At 47.3% G+C, this 20088-nt stretch carries 13 protein-coding genes; 6 read left to right on the plus strand and 7 right to left on the minus strand.

Annotation, left to right across the window (positions count from 1 at the left end; translation table 11 throughout):
* Positions 1 to 47 precede the first annotated feature (47 nt).
* Entirely contained in the window at positions 48 to 2903 is a 2856-nt protein-coding gene (uvrA, locus tag P2W83_RS01860; protein WP_276131979.1) for an excinuclease ABC subunit UvrA, read from the plus strand.
* Here uvrA and P2W83_RS01865 read toward each other — a convergent pair.
* The 3 genes from P2W83_RS01865 to P2W83_RS01875 all read right to left on the minus strand — a co-directional run bounded on the left by P2W83_RS01865 (position 2900) and on the right by P2W83_RS01875 (position 7881).
* Positions 2900 to 5125 (minus strand): reprolysin-like metallopeptidase, encoded by a 2226-nt coding sequence (locus tag P2W83_RS01865; protein WP_276131980.1) that lies wholly within the window; start codon positions 5123 to 5125, stop codon positions 2900 to 2902. The genes uvrA and P2W83_RS01865 overlap by 4 nt on opposite strands.
* Before the next feature lie 20 nt (positions 5126 to 5145).
* Complete coding sequence (locus P2W83_RS01870; protein ID WP_276131981.1) at positions 5146 to 5664, minus strand: hypothetical protein; 519 nt, start codon at positions 5662 to 5664, stop codon at positions 5146 to 5148.
* Between the two features lie 93 nt (positions 5665 to 5757).
* The gene (locus P2W83_RS01875; protein WP_276131982.1) at positions 5758 to 7881 is read right to left on the minus strand and encodes a heavy metal translocating P-type ATPase; all 2124 of its coding nucleotides are present in this window, start codon (positions 7879 to 7881) and stop codon (positions 5758 to 5760) included.
* Between the two features lie 36 nt (positions 7882 to 7917).
* Here P2W83_RS01875 and tsaE point away from each other — a divergent pair, with 36 nt between their 5' ends.
* The 4 genes from tsaE to P2W83_RS01895 all read left to right on the plus strand — a co-directional run bounded on the left by tsaE (position 7918) and on the right by P2W83_RS01895 (position 11319).
* Positions 7918 to 8364, plus strand: coding sequence for a tRNA (adenosine(37)-N6)-threonylcarbamoyltransferase complex ATPase subunit type 1 TsaE (gene tsaE, locus P2W83_RS01880; protein ID WP_276131983.1), 447 nt, complete (start codon positions 7918 to 7920; stop codon positions 8362 to 8364).
* Between the two features lie 82 nt (positions 8365 to 8446).
* The gene (locus tag P2W83_RS01885) at positions 8447 to 9148 is read left to right on the plus strand and encodes a LysE family translocator (protein ID WP_276131984.1); all 702 of its coding nucleotides are present in this window, start codon (positions 8447 to 8449) and stop codon (positions 9146 to 9148) included.
* 15 nt (positions 9149 to 9163) lie between these two features.
* Positions 9164 to 11005: an amidophosphoribosyltransferase gene (locus P2W83_RS01890; protein ID WP_276131985.1), complete on the plus strand. Its 1842-nt coding sequence runs from the start codon at positions 9164 to 9166 to the stop codon at positions 11003 to 11005.
* Between the two features lie 116 nt (positions 11006 to 11121).
* Positions 11122 to 11319, plus strand: a complete 198-nt coding sequence (locus tag P2W83_RS01895; protein ID WP_276131986.1) for a T9SS type A sorting domain-containing protein — start codon at positions 11122 to 11124, stop codon at positions 11317 to 11319.
* Between the two features lie 56 nt (positions 11320 to 11375).
* Here P2W83_RS01895 and P2W83_RS01900 read toward each other — a convergent pair whose 3' ends face one another.
* The 4 genes from P2W83_RS01900 to P2W83_RS01915 all read right to left on the minus strand — a co-directional run bounded on the left by P2W83_RS01900 (position 11376) and on the right by P2W83_RS01915 (position 17642).
* Positions 11376 to 14636, minus strand: coding sequence for a M1 family metallopeptidase (locus P2W83_RS01900; protein ID WP_276131987.1), 3261 nt, complete (start codon positions 14634 to 14636; stop codon positions 11376 to 11378).
* A gap of 581 nt (positions 14637 to 15217) precedes the next feature.
* A complete protein-coding gene (locus tag P2W83_RS01905; RefSeq protein WP_276131988.1) occupies positions 15218 to 15847 on the minus strand; it encodes a SanA/YdcF family protein in 630 nt (209 codons plus the stop codon).
* 77 nt (positions 15848 to 15924) lie between these two features.
* Positions 15925 to 17079, minus strand: a complete 1155-nt coding sequence (locus tag P2W83_RS01910) for a tetratricopeptide repeat protein (RefSeq protein WP_276131989.1) — start codon at positions 17077 to 17079, stop codon at positions 15925 to 15927.
* Positions 17076 to 17642 carry an RNA polymerase sigma factor gene (locus tag P2W83_RS01915; protein ID WP_276131990.1) on the minus strand — a complete coding sequence of 189 codons (567 nt, stop codon included), beginning with the start codon at positions 17640 to 17642 and terminating at the stop codon, positions 17076 to 17078. Before P2W83_RS01915 ends, P2W83_RS01910 begins: the two co-directional genes overlap by 4 nt.
* A gap of 175 nt (positions 17643 to 17817) precedes the next feature.
* Between P2W83_RS01915 and P2W83_RS01920 the strand changes: the two genes are divergently transcribed.
* Positions 17818 to 20022 carry a sodium-translocating pyrophosphatase gene (locus tag P2W83_RS01920; RefSeq protein WP_276131991.1) on the plus strand — a complete coding sequence of 735 codons (2205 nt, stop codon included), beginning with the start codon at positions 17818 to 17820 and terminating at the stop codon, positions 20020 to 20022.
* Positions 20023 to 20088: the final 66 nt, after the last annotated feature.

A 20088-nucleotide genomic window follows, 5' to 3' on the forward strand; every position in this document is an offset into this window, starting at 1 on the left:
GGAACGCGCGACGTTAGTACATTTCTTAATTTTGGCTCCTTAACGCTATGGCTAGATCAGGTAAGGAAGCCCTCGACGAGTTTATTGAAGTCCAGGGAGCAAGGGTGCACAATCTTAAGAATATTGACGTAAACATACCTAAAAATAAACTGGTGGTCATTACCGGTATCAGTGGCAGCGGAAAATCTTCGCTGGCGTTTGATACGATATTTGCCGAAGGCCAACGCAGGTATATGGAAAGTTTTGCTGCCTATGCAAGGCAGTTCCTTGGCGATCTCGACCGACCTGATGTTGATAAGATCACCGGCCTGTCCCCGGTAATATCCATAGAACAGAAAACAACTAACCGTAACCCCAGGTCAACGGTCGGAACCGTTACTGAGGTGTATGACTTTATGCGGCTGTTATACGCACGCGCTGCTGAAGCTTATTCTTATAACACGGGCAAAAAAATGACCCGCTTCAGCGAAGAAGAGATCGTGTCGCACATACAAGAACACTTTGCGGGACGTAAGATCGTTTTACTAGCACCACTGATCCGCGGCCGCAAAGGTCACTATCGCGAGTTGTTTGAGCAATTAAGAAAACAAGGCTACCTCAAGGTGCGCATAGATGGCGAGATCGTGGACCTGAAGGAGCGCATGCAGCTAGACAGGTATAAGATACACGATATAGAGCTGGTTATCGACAGGCTAGTTGTTCAGACAGAGGCGCAGGCTCGCCTGAGTCAAAGCATTCAAAAGTCGCTGCAGATGGGTAAAGAGCTCATGTTTTTACTCGACGCAGACAAGAATAAGCTAAGCCAATACAGCAAGCAATTAATGTGCGCCGACACTGGTTTGTCATACGAAGAACCTTCACCAAATACCTTCTCTTTCAACTCACCTTATGGCGCGTGTCCTAAATGCAAAGGACTTGGTAGCATATACCAGGTGAACATGGACGAGATCATCCCGGACAGAAATGTCAGCATCAACGATGGTGGTATTGCTCCGCTCGGTGGTGAACGTGATGCATGGACCTATCAACAGGCCATGATCCTTGCAAAGAAAAACAAGATCCCGCTTAACATCCCCATAAAAGATATTCCCGAAAAGCAGTTGAATATTCTGCTCTATGGAAATGAAGAAGGGGTTATAACTTATGTGGACGATGAGGCCGAAACCTATCATGAACATGTAGCCCAGCACAGTTATGAAGGCATTGTGAACATGGTGCTTCGCTGGTTCAATGAAACAACATCGGAAGCCATACGAGACTGGGCCGAAGGGTATATGCAACTGAATACTTGCCCGGTTTGTGACGGCGCAAGGTTGAAAAAGGAGAGCTTATGGTTTAAGATCGACAAGGCAAACATCGCCGAATTGTCATCTAAATCATTGCAGGAGTTGTTTGATTGGTTCATTGGTGTAGAAGGCCGCCTTAGCCAAAAACAAAACCTTATAGCAAAGGATATTTTAAAGGAGATAAGAGAACGCTTGCACTTCCTGCTTAACGTAGGCCTGCATTACCTGACACTCGACCGCGCTACCCGCACGTTAAGCGGCGGAGAATCTCAGCGCATCAGGCTGGCCACACAGATAGGCTCACAGCTTACCGGTATCACTTATATATTGGATGAACCCAGCATTGGCTTGCATCAGCGCGACAACCAACGCCTTATTAATGCATTAAAAGATCTTCGGGATGGGGGCAACTCAGTGCTGGTAGTTGAGCACGATAAGGATATCATGATGGCAGCAGATCACCTGATAGATATCGGACCTAATGCCGGTTACCATGGAGGGCGAATAGTAAGCCAGGGCCATCCCAATGACGTGGTGAAAGAAAACACGACAACAGCGGGTTATCTTAATCGAACACTGAACATAGAGGTACCTGAAGAAAGAAGAAAAGGCAATGGCAAAAAACTGGTTTTGAAAGGCGCTACCGGCAATAATTTGAAAAACGTTTCCATTACGCTACCACTGGGCACATTCATTTGTGTGAGTGGCGTATCCGGCAGCGGCAAGAGTACGCTTATTAACGAGACCCTCTACCCTATTCTTGGTAAACACTGCTATCACAACTTTAAACAGACGCCGATGCCTTATAAATCGGTGACTGGCTTAGAGCATATCGATAAAGTTATTGAAATAGACCAGAGCCCGATCGGGCGTACGCCGCGCAGTAATCCTGCAACATACTGCGGGTTCTTTAACGAGATCCGTCAATTATTTGCACAGGTACCGGAGGCCAAGATACGCGGGTACAATGCAGGCCGATTCTCATTTAATGTAAAAGGCGGACGCTGCGAAGAATGCCAGGGAGGCGGTATGCGTGTGATCGAGATGAACTTCCTGCCCGATGTTTATGTACCATGCGAAAAATGTAATGGACGCCGGTATAATCGCGAAACACTGGAGATTCGCTATAAGGGAAAGTCAATCGCCGATGTATTGGCAATGACTGTTGACGATGCTGTGGAGTTTTTCATGAACGTATCGTTCTTGCACCGTAAGATCAAAACACTGCAAGACGTAGGCTTGGGTTATATTACTTTAGGCCAGAGCGCTGTTACACTAAGCGGCGGTGAAGCACAACGGGTAAAACTTGCCACGGAGCTCTCCAAACGCGATACAGGACAAACTATCTATATACTCGATGAACCAACTACAGGGCTGCACTTCCAGGACATCAGACACCTGTTGTCAGTATTAAACAGGCTGGTCGATCGCGGCAATACAGTACTCGTTATAGAACACAACCTAGACGTGGTAAAAGTAGCCGACTACGTGATAGATATGGGTCCGGAAGGAGGAAACGGAGGTGGCACGCTGGTAGCAAGCGGCACGCCCGAAGATGTGGCCGCAAAAAAGGAAAGCATCACGGGTATTTTCCTGAAGCAGGAGCTTGAAGTCTAGTCAACAACTATCTTCCGCACCATTTCTTCTTTGGTGGCTGTATTGACCAGGCGAACGTGGTACACACCTTTTGCCCAGGTGGTGACGTCTACTTCCATCTGCTTCATCATTTCTGCAGCAAACACAGTTTGCCCAAGCGTGTTGACTATGACAACCTTGTGCAACTGATCGTTATGAATGTATACGTTCACGGCATCGTGCGCAGGCACAGGATAAATTTCAACCTCACCGGATTGTTCTAGTGGTTCAATGGATGCAGGCCATGTATTTATCGAAAATGACTCGTTGCTAAGATCGAAGAAAACATTGTTACTCCCTTTTACCTTTACCCGTGCCGACGTTGTTGGAGCAAAAGGCACCGTGATTGTCTCGCTGCCATCGTTGGGCGTACCTGATGCCAGCGTGAACGGATAAGTGCGTCCACCATCAACCGACAATAGAATATCAACAGCGTTGCAGTTAATGGGAGAGGCTGTGGTGTTCGCCACATCCCAGCTCACCGGTACATTAGTCCCTATCTGCCAATAGTTACTGGAAAAATTGGGACTTGTCACAGCAAATGGGATTCCCGTATTCACTACATTTAGTGTAATCTGATCGGTAAGAAAATTAAATGTGCCGTAGCCATTCAAGACATCACGTACTGTTAATCTAAAATTTAATGTACGCGCCACAGATGGAAGCTTCTCGCCAACATAAGATATCTTATTCTTCAGGAGTGTATCAAGCGTAGGAAATACCCTTATGCGCGACGCGGTGGGCTTAAATGAACGAAAAATCGGTCCAAACTCACTGGTAGCTGCAAAGCTCGAACCAAAGTCACCAAGATCCCATTCTTCCCAGCAATATGTAAGAATATCATGGTCTGCGTCTACGGCTTCAGGTGCAGTGAGTTCGAATGGCGTCAAAAAAGGAATGCTAAACGTTTGAGAAAACGAAGGAACTACAGGTGGTGTATTATTTGACGGCGCAACCGTGGCACACGTGGCGCCGCTCACCAGGTAATTGGTTATTTGATCAAGACTTTTCAGGTGAAAATAATCATCACTTCGTTTCGCTACATCATTCGCACTGCCACAAATGCCTGCATAAGCCATAACTGTAGAACCTCCACCCGGTTCATATGCTGCGCTTTGCACGGCATTATTGGTACATGAGCCTGCGTTAAAATTTGCGTTGAACGTGTGGTTACCTCCAAATTGGTGGCCCATTTCATGTGCTACATAATCTATATCAAATGGATCGCCTTCAGGTTTTGGCTGACCTGTAACTCCTCGGGCTTTTTGGCCAACCTTACATACACAGCCCAGGCTTGCTATACCTCCGCCACCTGTGCTAAACACGTGGCCTATGTCATAGTTAGCCGACCCAATTATCGCATCTGCCTTGGTCTGATTCTGGCCCAACATCGTAGTTCCGTTAGCGTTATCATAACCGTCATCTTCTGCGAGATAGATCAGATCGTCGGTATTGCTCACCAGTACCATTGTAACGCCGACTTCTTTTTCATACACTCCGTTAACCCGGTTCATTGTGGTGACCATAGCGCTTAATACGGCCGCTTTGGTAAGATTCGCGCTGGCTACAGCCGCAGAATATTGAGCTGTGGCACCTAAAGCTAAGCGATAGGTACGTCGTATAGTACCATTCACTTTCAACGGCGTTTTGGGATCGTTCAACTGAATAGCGCCGGCAGTTAATTCCTGCTCCGTAACACTAGCCATGTCACAGGCTGGCACTTCAGATTCAGCGCGCAAAAAATCACGTTTATAATAAGACACGTAAGTGTTTCGGTCATTTCCTGAAGGATCAACTAGGTAGGTATTGGAACCATCGTATACCATGGCGTGAAAGCCTGATACTGTAATGTCCATCCGCACAGTAACTGTCGGATCATCTATCGCCACCCCCCTGTACGTTTTTATACGGGGATATTTAGCAGCAAGGCCATCTTCCATTACAGGAGCATCCCAGACCTTGAAATTCCGGCTGCGTCCATCAGGAGTAGGCAGGCCAACAACTATACTTTTTTCAATTGTCGCCGATAACAACTGCTGCTCCATACCCGTAAGTTGAAGCCGGTATGCAGTAAAAGACTTAACGTTTGCGCTAACGCCCGACGGAGCTACCGTTGCATTTTGCCAGAGGTTATCATTATTCTTAGCGGTCACTTCTGAGCAACAGCAGAAAAGCAATAAAGCTGGTAGTAAATTTTTAACCATAATCATAGTCTGTTATACGGTCAGGGTCTTTCAAATTCTTGCTTTATCTCTTTGGTATCAGACCTTTTGTACACCATGTGAAAGATCTTACCATTGTGATTCAACGGTGTAATATAATACATTTCGCCATCTGATATTACCTGCCCCTGCAGAACGTTGCCGTCATAATCAAGACGAATATCATTGCCTCCGGCACCCTTCCCTTTCAGGGAAACCAAATTCGGATACTTCTTTTTCAGGCTATCTGGCAAAATATCCGAGCGGGTAATATCATATTGTATACAGTTAGGCTGACTACCTAATGGCACAAAGAACAAAGTAGATTTGTTATGGTCGGCCAACGAAAAATATCGTTTTAATTCGCCGGCATCTAATGCGTATACCTGGTAATAAGACGGCAACGACATAGCAGAATACCCATCAAGAACCTTGTTGTCTACCAACCACCATCGAATACCGTTATTCTGATCTCTGCCGTCGCATACACGTTTGGCACCTTCATAGGGAGAGTGTCGCGAACTGCCACATGCGCAAAGCACACAGCAACACATCGTTATAAGAAAGCTCCTGTATTTCAAGTTCATATACGTGACAATCAGAAAGAAGACACAAAACCTATGCCCGACTCATAACTAGTCAAGCCGGCGAACGCCGAGACGCAACGAATTCAAAACAAGCACTACATCGCTCAGCGCCATAATACCCGCTCCCCATGTGGGCTTCAGATATCCTAACGCTGCTACGGGGATGGCTATGACATTGTACAAGAACGCCCAGAACAGATTTTGCTTGATGGTCTGTTCTGTATAAATGCCCAACTTGATAGCCCTGGGCAGACTGGAAAGCTGGTTGTTTGACAATATGATATTGGCAGACTGTATGGCTATCTGCGACGATTCACTCAGCGATATACCAACAGTCGCTTTCGCAAGCGCCGGAGCGTCGTTGATACCATCACCTACCATCGCGGTCGGCGCCTTGTCCATCAAACGACCAAGTATGTCATTTTTTTGCTCAGGAGATTGCTCACAGTAAACTTCTTCAATGCCTAACTGACTTGCAATGTGTTCGCACTTTTCCCGCTTATCGCCGCTCAGCAATATGGTTTTGTATCCCAGCCTCTTCAGATCGGCGACTGTTTCTGCTGCCTCAGGCCTTAATTCATCGGCTATGCGAATAGCGCCCGCATATTGGTCATTTCGGTACAAATAAAGATCATATCCTTTATCTGCTGAAGCTGTTGCATGCAACCACCGCTCAGAGCCAAGCTTCCAAACCGTGCCGTCATGTGCTGTAGCTACCATGCCGGCACCTTTTACCTCCTCCACTCGCTCAAAGCCAACTTTATGAGCATTCTGCCACGAAGCTGTTATCGATTTTGCGATAGGGTGAGACGAATGGTGCTCAATTGAAGAGACGATACTCTTGAATTGGTCTTCTTCTATTCCGTTTGCGTTGAACGATTCAATATGCAATTTGCCAGTCGTCAGCGTCCCTGTCTTATCAAATACTATCTGCTCTATTTTTTTCAGGCGCTCTAATGTATCTCCGCCTTTTACCAGCATACCGTTACGAGCTGCGCGGCCCAGGCCGACTGCTACGGCTGCCGGTGTTGCCAGCCCCATTGCACAAGGACACGCAATTACCATAACCGCAATACTGCGCATCATCGATTCAGGAAATGTATGCCCGGCAAAAAGCCAGTTTATCAGCAATGTGAGTAATGCAATCCCGAGTACGGCTGGCACAAAAACAGCACTGATCTTATCTGCCAGTTTTTGCAACGGCGGTTTGGTGCTTTGCGCTTCCCTTACCAGACGAATTATGTTTGACAATACAGAGGCGCTACCGACTGTAGTAGCTTTAAAGCGCAAATTGCCATCCACTACTACAGTACCGCCTACAACATCATCGCCAACAGATTTATGTGCCGGCAGACTCTCACCCGTGATCATGTGTTCGTCAATACGTGACTCGCCAGAAACTATTTTACCGTCAACAGGTATACTGTCGCCATTGTTCACTACTACTAAGTCGCCTGCTTTTACGTACTTGCTTTCAACCTGCAGCATGGTTTCCTTGCCCAGGCTATCTACAATGACGAGCCGAGCTGTTTGTGGCTGGAGCTTTACCAATGCATCGATTGCCTGTGTTGTGGATTTAACTGTTTTATGCTCCAGCCAGTTGCCAAACATAACGAGGGTTATGATCGACGCCGTAGTTTCGAAAAACAAGTAGTCGTGTGCCTGACCAGGAATGAACAACATTCCGATCAACGAATAAATATATGCTGCCGACGCACCAAGAATAATGAGGACATCCATGTTGGGCATACCGTGCCTCAACGACCTGACCGCGCTGGTACCAAATACATAAAGCCCAATGGCATAGACAGGAGTAGCGAGTGCCAGTTGCACCCACGGGTTGTGCAGCACATGCCAGTCCGAAAACATGTGGGCCAGTAGCGGAATAGTGAACAGGGCGCAAACTACCAGGTATAAAGTGGTATTGTCATGGTCGTGACTGTGTCCGTGAGCTCCTTCATCCTCCTCGCGTACTACGTGGTATCCAAGGTCCTCTATTGTATTATATATACCGGTCACATCCAGAGTTTCAGGCACGGTGAAATTCACTTCACCTGAAGCTGCATTGGCGGAAATATTAGTCGCGCCTTTCTTTTCCAGCATTTTGGAAATGGTGAGCGCACAATTGCCACAGGTCATTCCTTCTACTATCGTCGAATAAGTCTTTGACATAGTGTGTTCATTACATGTATCTTCGCATTTTAAATCATGCCAACTGCGTCATTACAAATTTCCTATTCTTTAGCCAATATTGAAAATGCTGTTCATCAGTTCTGGCAATATGCTAATCAGTACAGGATATTGGCATTTAGCGGCGAGATGGGAGCTGGTAAAACAACCTTTATACATCACCTTTGCGATCATTTGAAAGTGCGTGATGCTGTGAGCAGTCCAACTTTTGCGCTCATTAATGAGTATCATTTTGATGATAATGGTACCGATCGTGTCATTTATCATATGGACTGGTACCGCTTGAAAGACGATGATGAAGCGATCAATGCGGGATTAGAAGACTGCCTGTTGCAAAAAGATAGCTATTCATTTGTGGAATGGCCGGAGAAAGCAATAAACCTGTTGCCCAAACCTTATCTATGGCTATCTATCGAGGTTATTACCCCCGAAGAACGGACAATGACTATTGAGCTACGCGCTTAGTTTTCAACATTTCGCGCAACTTCAAACATCTATTAACGTTTCATATTATCAAACCTATCGGTTTTAGTTTTTATCTTGCCGCATGCATGTATTCGATGCAGCACTAAAAGGAATATTACTTGGGCTGTTCATGGCTATCTCGGTAGGCCCTACCCTGTTTGCTGTTATTAAATACAGCCTCAACCACAGCTATAAAGCCGGTTTGGCATTTATAGCGGGGGTTTCCCTTAGCGACATTATGTATGTAACTATTGCTAATGTTGCTGCTAGCTGGCTGGAAATGCTGAATGAGTATAAAAGCCAGATAGCATACGTAGGAGCGGGGATCCTGATAGTCGTTGGACTGGCGGGCTTGTTGACAAAACAAAAGCCGCCCAACCCTAATGAAACCAAGGTGACGATCAGCAATGCTCACCTGCTGCGCATCTGGACCAGCGGTTTTCTGATCAATACCATTAATCCGGGGGTTATTATCACATGGCTGGCGGCAGTAACGGCTACAGCAAATACGACCAGCTTTTACCGCATTGTACTCTTTGGGAGCTGCCTGGGATTGATCTTGCTGGTAGACGTATGCAAGGTATTCCTTGCCGATGCTATCCGGAGAAAACTCACCATTAAACGTATTGGCCTCCTCCAAAAGGTATCTGCTATTTGTATCCTGGTGATCGGGGTTGCCTTGCTGGTGAGCACGGCTTTTAACATTCATTTTAAGAAACCGGGGGAAGAATCCGCCCATCACCATTTTCAATCCAAGGGCAGCCTGTTCTTTGCAAAAGCTTAGTATCTTTGCACCCTCATGTCAGACGCGATACGCCACGAATGTGGTCTTGCATACATACGCCTGCTGAAACCGCTGGCTTACTACCACCGCAAATACGGAACAGCCTTTTACGGCCTGAACAAATTATACCTGCTGATGGAAAAGCAGCACAACCGCGGCCAGGACGGCGCAGGTATAGTTACACTCAAGCTGAATGTTGAGCCAGGGCATCAGTTCATGCACAGGCTGCGCATCAGCGGTCCGCAAGCCATCTCCCAGATATTTCAGAATGTACAACAGGAAGTAAGCGACCTGGAAAAGATGTACCCTGAGATACGCCAGTACCCCGGCCTGCTGAAAGGTTACCTGAGATTCATGGGTGAGGCTATGGTCGGACACCTGAGGTATGGTACTCAGGGAAGGAACAACGTGGAATTCTGCCACCCCTTCCTGAAGCCAAACATCAACCCCACCCGCAACCTGGCTATGGCGGGCAACTTCAACCTGGTAAATACTGATGAGCTGTTCTCTATGCTGGACTCTCATCCTACCACTACTATACGCGAAAGCGACCTGGGCGCAATGATCGAGACTGTGCATTATTACCTGAGCATGGCCGACGACACCAACCCCGCATCTCTGAACCTGGAAGGTGTACTAAAACAAGCAACCAGCCATTTCGATGGCGGATATGTATGTAGCGGCCTTGTAGGTAACGGCGACAGCTTCGTGATGAGGGATGCCAACGGTATCCGTCCAGCTTACTACTTTAAGAACGATGAGATCGTTGTAGCTGCTTCAGAACGCCCTGCGATCATGACGGCTTTTAACGTGAAACAGGAAGATGTGCATGAGGTGAAACCGGGCCACGCACTCATAGTGAAGGCAAATGGCAGCTTCAGCCATACCCAGATACTCCCGGAAAAAGAGATCAAATCGTGCAGCTTCGAGCGCATCTACTTCAGTCGCGGTAGCGATCCTGAAATATATAAGGAACGTAAACAGCTTGGCCGCAACCTTGCAGGCAAAGTGTTGCAGATGCTCGATAACGACCTGAAAAACACCATAGTTTCTTTCATACCCAATACGGCCGAGACGGCGTTTTATGGTTTGATAAAGGGCCTGGAACAGTACCTGAACGAGATCAAAATACAGCGTATTACTGCCCGCAACCTGAGCGAGGAAGAAATGCGTGAACTGATAAGCCGCCGTGTTCGTATCGAGAAGATCGCCATCAAGGATGTTAAAATGCGCACCTTCATTACCGAGGACGCATCGCGCAACGAGATGGTGCAACACGTATATGACATTACCTATGGTACTGTTCAAAAAGACGTTGACACACTGGTAGTAATAGATGACTCCATTGTGCGTGGCACTACCCTGCGCGAAAGCATTATCAAAATGCTAGACAGGCTGGGACCAAAACGCATCATCATTGTTTCCTCAGCTCCACAGATACGCTACCCCGACTGCTACGGTATCGACATGAGCCGTATGGGCGATTTCATCGCTTTCCAGGCAGCCGTAGAACTGCTGAAGGAAAGGGGCATGACCAACATTCTGGAAGAGGCTTTCAACAAGTGTAAGACTGCCCAGGATGCAAACAACCTCCAGCAGGAAAACTTTGTAAAGGCAGTCTATGAGCCATTTACGGCCGACGAGGTGAGCAAGAAAATTGCCCAGATGTTGCGTCCGGACGACGTGAATGCGGAGGTGGACATTGTATATCAATCGATAGAAGGATTGTACGATGCCTGCCCCAAAAACCACGGCGACTGGTACTTTACCGGCAACTACCCTACACCGGGCGGTAACCGTGTAGCCAACAAAGCCTTCATGAATTATATGGAGCGCAAAGAAGGCCGCGGATACTAGGTGCGCGTTGTATTGTTATTTTTCCTAACATTGCAGCCCTAAACTTAAATTTTCATTTAACCCTTGTGGCATAGGATTGTTATCTATGCACGTGGTGGGCTTGTAAATCGTGAGGTATGATAAACATAATCAACAAAGAGATGGAGGAATGTGAAGTGATGCTGGTAGACATCAATGGTTATGTTCACTACGAGACGGTGCTTGCCCCCAATGCGGGCCTTGACATTGACCTGCGAGAGTTGTTGACGGGTATCTATACACTGATATTCCAGACAACACATACCAGCTTTACACAGCAGATAGTAAAATACTAAGGTTAATAAAACGATACACAAAAGAAAGACCCGCCATTTGGCGGGTCTTTACTATTCTAGAAGCACCTGTTCACTCCTACTACCCAGCGGAAGGCCGCGTAGTCAGGATTGGCGAATGGTGGCCTGTTAATAACGATCGGCATATCGAAGCGCAGTGTGAGCGGCTTGGCCTTTTCAAATACGCCCCAATTCTTGATAGTGAATGCAAGACCTAAACCTGCATCGGCGCGAATAGCGCTCCAGGTGGTGGTCGGTGTTACGTTCCAATATTGATTAAGGTCGGAGGCGCTGCTCATCTCAATGGCACCAGCGTCTGCGAACAGGTACACATCGGTATGCAGCCAGTTGCGGGTAAACTTAGGACGCAGCTTAATATAGTTGTCGAAGTCAACCTCAATATTGGCAGAAGCACCGCTACGGCCTTTATAACCGATCAGCAGTTTACCTTCTTTATCATCGGCTACAAAGTAACCTGCAAAACCGCGGAGGTTAAGACCACCACCCTGCTGGAAATGGTTCATATCAGTACCGGTGATGGTCCTCCAGTCGTTGGGAACAAAGCCCACACTACGGGTGTATTTGTTCTCCATCAGCTCTTCGGGGTTAGCTCCTGCCAGGAACAATGCGCTTTCATATGGCACGTTGGTACCAGTCCCATAGCGACCGAATAAACGTGTGCGTACTTCCAGCTTGCCAAGATTGTTGTAATTACGAGCATCGAGCTGGGCGTAAGCATAGTTGAAATCATCCTCGCTATTACCTGTCAGGAGTGGTGCACGCAGTGCAAAACTGAAATTACCTACGCCACGTTTATAGCTATAACTATGCGTTGCCACTGCATTGGCCGAGGAATTTGGATGAGCCCTGGCGCTGCTCCATTCGTTCGGATAGATCAGGTAATCCCGATCGTATGCCAATGGGCGCCACATAGTTTGAGCATATAGCTGTAGTGTATTGTTGTCGTGCTGGCAATTGAAGCCACCGCGATGATACCACAAACCGTCAAGCAACCTGCTGTTCACCTGCAGTTTCAGGTGAGGCATAGCTTTAGATAGCGGTGTTACAAAATTGAATGTATAGTTGATAGGCACATACCTGTTGTACCAATCTTCGCTCTGGAATACCAGGTAGTCATCGCCTTGCAAAAAGTGTGTATTGAGCCATACGGTTGCATCTAGCTTGTACAGGCTGTAGAGATAGTCGCCCTCGAAGTGAACACCTGCTTTGACACCGTCAACCAGGTTCCACCAGAGATCAGGACGAACATAAAGACGATAATGAGTCCTATCCCATGGAGCTGCGAGACCTCCATCAAGTTTGGTAGCAATAGCTTTAGAGCTTACTGGCAGCAAACCACGTGTTTTATAGTTATTGGTCCAGTCTACATCAGCAAGTCTCAGCGAGGTATCGAGCTGAACATGTTTGATACCTGACGGCACCTGGACATTTGCTGTATACTCTTCGTTCAGCTTGCCCCAGCCATACCATTTCGGCAACACAGTCGCGTCTGTCTTTTTGGTAAACCAGGTATTTGGAATGTGGAAGCTATGCAGGCTACCGTCTTTTGCCGTAACAGTAAAGTCTATCGGCATCTGCATCTGTCCCTTACGCTCAAACTTGATGGCAAAGCTGTCATTGTCATCGATACGTTTAATACCGTCGATATCATAATCGATAGTTTTGGTTGTCTCGATCCATTGATCAAAGAACCAGTTGAGATCAACATTGGTGTATTGAATGATAGAGCTGCGGAAGTCTTCGAAATACGGATGAGCAAAACGCCATTGATCGAAATAATGTTGCAGAGCAGCCTGGAATAAAGAATCACCCAGAGTATACTGCAGGTTGTACAGCATAGAAGCAGTTTTGTAATACACACCACGATAACCACCTTCATGTCCCAGTGCATTGTGGAAGTCGTTAGAATGAGTATTTAGAGGCAACTCCTCTTTATTCAACGCATCATAAGTATAAGCAACGAATACACGCTTATCTGCTACTATCTCCGGCTCGTAGAATTTGCGGCGGTATTTAGATTTAGGCTTGGCTGCCACCAGCGTATCCCCATCTATGCGGCGAAGACCCCATGCAGTGAGGAACTGGGTAAAACCTTCATCCAGCGCAGCGCGATAAGTTTCGTTGCTGCCTACCATGCCGTAAAACCAGTTGTGTGCGAGCTCGTGCACCAGCAGGCCTCGGTAACCAGGGTCCGAGCCACCATCCAGTGTCAGCATTGGGTATTCCATGCCATCTGCAGCGTCAGCAGCCACCATCTTAGGGTACTGGTACATGCCAATGTCTTCAGAGAAGGTCTTGATGATCTTTGCTACATACTCAGCTGAGTTCTGCCAGCCGGCAGCATGCGGCTCCTGTGCAATACCCACACACTCGATACCTTTCCAATAAGTGGTTGCAATGCGGTAAGAAGGATCGGCAGTGAATGCAAAGTCGTGCACATTACTGGCTTTATAGTGCCATGTTTTGCGCTCGCCCTTTACATAAGGAGTAATAGTAGAAGGTGCTTCATTCCATTTCTTGTTCTTGAAGTTTTTGATGTCCAACTTTTCACGCAGGGCGTCAGGCAGTACTTCATTGCGGTTTTGCAGTGCACCTGTAGCTTCTACTACATAGTTAGAAGGGAAGTTGAGCGACACATCGAAGGTGCCGAAGTCGCCATAAAATTCTTTATTAAGGTGCTGATAGGTATCCCAGCCAAACTTGCGATCGTACACGCATATTTTAGGGAACCACTGTACACCGTTATAATGCTTGAAGCCCCAGGCATCGTACATCTTCATACGGCGTCGCGTAGCACCGTTGTCCCAGTAGGTTTTAAAGTTCATGGTAAAGCTGGTCTTGCCGCCAGGATACAGCGGCCTGGGCAGATATACTTTTAAGATCGTGTTATCCAGTTCGAACTTTACCTCTTTACTATCCACTTTCAGATTTTGAACTACGGTACCAAACCCTTGGGCCTCATACCTGCCCATCTGCACCTTAATCCCACTCGCCTCCTCCAGGTCATGGAGGTAAGAGCCCTTTACAAAAGCGTTCTGGAACAGGTGGAAATAAACATAAGTGAGTGTATCAGGAGAGTTGTTCACATACTCCAGGGTTTCCGAAGCATCGATGGTATGCGCTGTTTCATCTATCTCCGCATCGATCTTGTAGTGTACATCCTGCTGCCAGTAGGCGTTATCCGGACGACGGTTCTTCCAGTATAGCTCGTTGTTCTTGCCACTGTACTCACTATTAGACTGGGCCTGTGTCAGGCATGGAACAGCCGCAAGAAGCAGGGCATATATAAGTTTATTCATCAGTGTGTTGTGTGATTGCCGCGTGAAAATACAAAACAGACGCATAGGAAAGGGATACAGATACGGGTGAGAAAACAGGTGATATTATGTGAACAATATTATTATGTGTAGTTGCTTGTATTTTTACAAAGCGGCAATTATATTTGGTGTACACAAGGGGATAAGAGTGAGTGAAGCGTGTGAGTATTGACCTCACTTAATCAATTTCGTACTGGGTCCCTATATGCCTTGGCACCATGTACGCTTCGCACAAACCTTGTACTAAACCGCTTGCCCGTCAACAAGCGGTTTATCTTTTTACATAACTCCTTACTTCTTGATTGTTACAAAACCCTCCAGAATGTCACATTATGTTATTTGATGTCTGACAGTACTAGATTAGCTTTCAGATCGAATTTGTTAGTTTTTATTACCTGTTTTTCATCTTATCATTTCTCCCTACCCTTCCTTTATTTGTCGTCAATTGTTGTCGTTTTTGACGTTTCAACCAGGAATCTCACATTAATCCTGAACCGGCTATAACGCGTCATCTCTCATTTTCGTTCAATAACAAAAATACGAAAAAAAAGATAAATTAAAACCTACTTGTATATAGGGCACTCCTGCAAATGACGCGGTTGTTGATCGGCCTTCAGCCGCCAGAACATTTTTACCCGTCCCATAAATTCATGAAGGATGATACCGGGCACGAATTCATCGCCATCTCCGCTTGCCGCATAGGCAATTGCATGAAGGCCTGTATGCCGGGCCATGTACAAAGCCCGTTCAGAATGGTGACGTTGCGATACTATGGTGACGCTATCGCTGGCGAATAACATACGGCAGCGTACGATGCTTTCGTAAGTATTGTAACCGCAGGTGTCCATAAAAATGCGGTCGGCCGGCACACCTTTAGCCAACAGGTCTTTTCTAACCAGGAAGACGGTCGGCTCACCCACGTTAGCTCCGCTGATGAGAATTTCTTTCACCTTGCCGGTCCCGTACAGTTCAGCCGCTGCATCTACCCGTTGCTGGTAATACGGCAGCAACCGACCGTCGGCCGGATCTGTTTTACTAGTGGTAAGGAGCAAGGCTGTCTTGTTGCGGGGAAGTTCCTTAACATCGCTATACAGCCGGTCGCTGGCAGCATAAGACAAACCTATCTCGAGCGCCAGGAACACAAGCACAAGAGCTGTCGCAGTATAGAGCACCAGGTATTTGAGAAACTTCACTCCTTAAATATATTAAAACAACAGCCCCGGTAAAACTACCGGGGCTGTTTCACACACAAACAATCCATGAAAAAAACCTATTCTCCCTTATCGGCTCCAAGATCTTCGAGCATGCGTTTTGCAGCACGTTTATGCGTACCGCCTCCGCTTACTATCGATTGTAAGAGCTGAATGGCACTTTGCTTATTACCCATAGCCAGGTAACAGCGGGCTGCCTGTAGAGTTGCGTAATTTCTTTTTCCTCTTCCGCCTTCATTCATCTGTTGCTTGTACAGATCAAGGGCGGCTGAATATTTTCCCTGTCCATAGAGATCGTCGGCAGAGAAGTTAGCTACCGCTTCCTTCTCCCTGTGTTTATCTGCTACGCCACTATCCCCATCGTCACTGAATGCCCCCGCGCTAGCAGCTACAGGAGTATTAGATGTCCGGGGTGGCATCTTTTCTATCGTCTCATGTGCAGGCGGCGCCTCGGCCTGATGCTTATCTATAAGCGGAGCTTTGTACTGTGCTACCACCACTTCTTCGCGCTTAGGCGCTGCAGGTTTTGCTTTAGCCTCCGGCAGCTTTTGCGGTTCTACCGGTTTTGTATCTTTTTGCTGAACGACTGCTGGCTGCGGCAGAGGTTGTTGCACCGCCGGCTGTACAGGCTGAGGCTGACTACTAACAGCAGCTGCGACCTGTAATGGCGCAGGATCATCTTTCATTTCTACCAGATCGGCACTGGCCAATACGCGGTCATCTGAAGAAGCAGCGCTTTGCTCAGTTTGCAATGCTACAGTTTCGGTCACACTTGCAGCCTGGCCGGTTTTGAGTTGCTGACGTTGCTTTGCAAACCAGATCACTACTATACCTATTAATAATGCAGCAGCGAGCCCCGATGGTCTCCAGATGTTTTCGCCATGGAACCTTTTGCGCCGGCGCGGCTGCACCTGGGGCGCTATGGGCTGCGGCTGGGCCGGAGCTATAGAATTAAGATGAACCTTAGGCTGATGCAGGCTAAAGTGGTCTTTCAAAAAATCATTGGTCAGGTGGGTGACAACTTCGGTAGCATTGCCCTCACGTTGTTCAAATAAGCCCTCTACCGCCTCGTTGCAAAACGGACAGCTATTGAGATGCAGCTCTACGGCATAGCTCTCCTCATTGCTCATGGCGCCTCGCACGTAGCGCTTCATCTGCCTGGGTATCAGGCAGGCGCTTTCGCTAAAAATATATTTCAATTCCTCGTTGCTCATGACTTCACCTCCCTGATAGCTTCCATTTTAATTTTCAAATTTCTCCTACCATTCTGAATAGCACTTTTTACCTGCATGATGCTATAACCTGTTTTCGCCGATATTTCGGCATAGGTCATCTTCTGCAGGTAAAACATATCGACACAGGTCTTCTGTTCAGTATTCAGCTCAGCAATTGCGGCATCAAGCTTGTCGTAAAGCCTTTCCTCTTCAATTTTATGATGCAATTCGCTGTACGATTCCACATTTTCCGTGCTGGCGATCTCATTATTAACAACAGGTATAGGTTTGCGCAGCTGCATCAGGCAATGATTTTTTGATACCTGGTAGAGCCACGACTTAAAATGCTGTATCTCGAATCGCCTCAGGTCTTCCAGCAGTTTGATAAATACCTGCTGCGTTGCATCCTTGGCCGCCTCTGTGTTCCGCAGGTATTTTGCACATACGCCAAATACCAGGTGTCCATAGCGATCAAACAGGCAATTGACTGCCGCCGGCTCATTGCGGTGAGCATAGCGGAAGACCAATTCTTCATCTGATAATTTCTTATAATCTGCGGTCATCTTCTTTCCCTCCCTTTTAGCCCTTACGCCACTTACACTGTTCACATAATGTCTTCAAATCTTTCATTATAAATAGTTCAAAAACCGTTCCAAACCATATAAACGGAATACCTATGTTTTTCGCATGTTATCCGTTATATTTGCCCGCACTCAAAAAAATTATATACAACGATTTATGGAAATAATGTACCTCGTACCGGCATTCGGTGTTCTTGCATTATTGTACACATTCACAAAGGGCGCCTGGGTAAGCAAGCAGGACGCCGGCGGTGACCGGATGAAGGAAATTGCCAAGTACATAGCAGAAGGTGCTATGGCCTTTTTGAAAGCTGAGTATAAGATCTTAACATATTTCGTGGTTATTGCGGGTTTGCTGCTGGCTTTGATGGGGTATGCTAACCCCAAAAGCAGTCCGCTGATCGCAGGTGCCTTCGTTATCGGTGCCGTATTTAGCGCGATGGCCGGTTTCATCGGCATGAGCATAGCTACAAAAGCCAACGTGCGTACAGCTCAGGCAGCACGTACCAGCCTCAGCAAAGCATTGGCGGTATCATTTGGCGGCGGCTCAGTAATGGGACTCGGCGTTGCCGGTCTTGCCGTGTTGGGACTGGGGTCATTGTTCATCATCCTGAAAATGATCTTCGCACCAGACTCTGCTGTAGACAGCCTGGAAATGGAGCGTACCATTGAAGTACTGACGGGCTTCTCGCTCGGTGCTGAAAGTATCGCCCTTTTTGCCCGTGTGGGTGGCGGTATCTATACTAAAGCTGCCGACGTAGGCGCTGACCTTGTTGGTAAAGTAGAGGCTGGTATCCCTGAAGATGATCCCCGCAACCCTGCCACCATCGCTGATAACGTGGGTGATAACGTGGGTGACGTTGCCGGTATGGGCGCCGATCTTTTCGGTTCTTATGTGGCTACTGTTCTTGCAACTATGGTACTGGGCCGCGAGGTTTTGACCAACCCCGGCGTTGCTGACACTTTCAACGGTTTCGGTCCTATCCTGCTGCCTATGATGATAGCAGGCACAGGTATCATCCTGTCTATTATCGGCACCTGGTTCGTACGCATATCTGACAGTGCCGGTATCAGCACCGACGCCGTGCAAAAAGCGCTTAACCTGGGTAACTGGGGTTCTATGGTGCTGACAGCTGTCGTTGCATATTTCCTCGTGATGTACATACTGCCTGAGTCAATGACACTCCGCGGTCACACATTTAGTAATATGGAAGTGTTTGGCGCCATTATGATAGGCCTGGTAGTAGGTACACTCATGAGCATCATCACCGAGTATTATACAGCAATGGGCAAACGCCCTGTAATGAATATCATTCGCCAGTCAGCTACAGGTCACGCTACCAATGTAATTGGCGGTCTTGCAATGGGTATGGAAAGCACTTTCCTTCCGATCCTGGTGTTGGCAGGTGGTATCTGGGGTTCGTTCTGGATGGCAGGTCTTTATGGTGTTGCGATAGCAGCAGCAGGCATGATGGCTACCACAGCTATGCAGCTGGCGATCGACGCTTTCGGTCCAATAGCTGACAATGCGGGTGGTATTGCAGAGATGAGCGAACTGCCTAAAGAAGTACGTGAAAAAACAGACGTTCTGGATGCTGTTGGTAACACTACCGCAGCTACCGGTAAAGGTTTTGCCATTGCATCGGCAGCGCTTACTGCCCTTGCACTGTTTGCCGCTTATGTTGGTGTTGCGGGTATCGATGGTATCGATATTTACAAAGCCAACGTTCTGGCAATGCTGTTTGTAGGGGGTATGATACCTTTCATCTTTTCTTCGCTGGCCATCCGCGCTGTGGGTGAGGCTGCTATGGCGATGGTAGAAGAGGTTCGCCGCCAGTTTCGTACCATTCCGGGCATCATGGAAGGTACCGGCAAACCTGAATACGACAAATGCGTTGCTATCTCTACAGAAGCTTCTATCAAAAAAATGATACTGCCGGGTGCTATCGCACTGATGGCTCCGTTGCTGGTAGGTTTCTTGGTAGGTCCTGAAGCGCTCGGTGGTATGCTGGCAGGCGCAACAGTGAGCGGTGTACTGATGGGTATGTTCCAGAACAATGCCGGTGGCGCATGGGACAATGCTAAGAAATCGTTTGAGAAAGGCGTTGAGATCAACGGTGAGATCTACTACAAAAAATCAGAGCCACACAAAGCTTCTGTAACAGGTGATACAGTTGGAGATCCGTTCAAAGATACGTCTGGCCCTTCTATGAACATCCTGATCAAACTGATGTCGATCGTGGCGCTGGTTATTGCACCAACCATTGCAGATATACACGGTACAAGCAAAACCGAAGAGCATGCTAAAACTCCTGTAAAAAAGGAAGTAAAAACAGTTACTCCGGTTGTTACAATGAAATAAGTCGCACTACAACTAATAAAAATCCCCCACTAATAGCGGGGGATTTTTTATTTGGTATCGTTTGAT

The sequence above is a fragment of the Polluticoccus soli genome, assembly GCF_029269745.1.
Classification (GTDB): Bacteria; Bacteroidota; Bacteroidia; order Chitinophagales; family Chitinophagaceae; genus Polluticoccus; species Polluticoccus soli.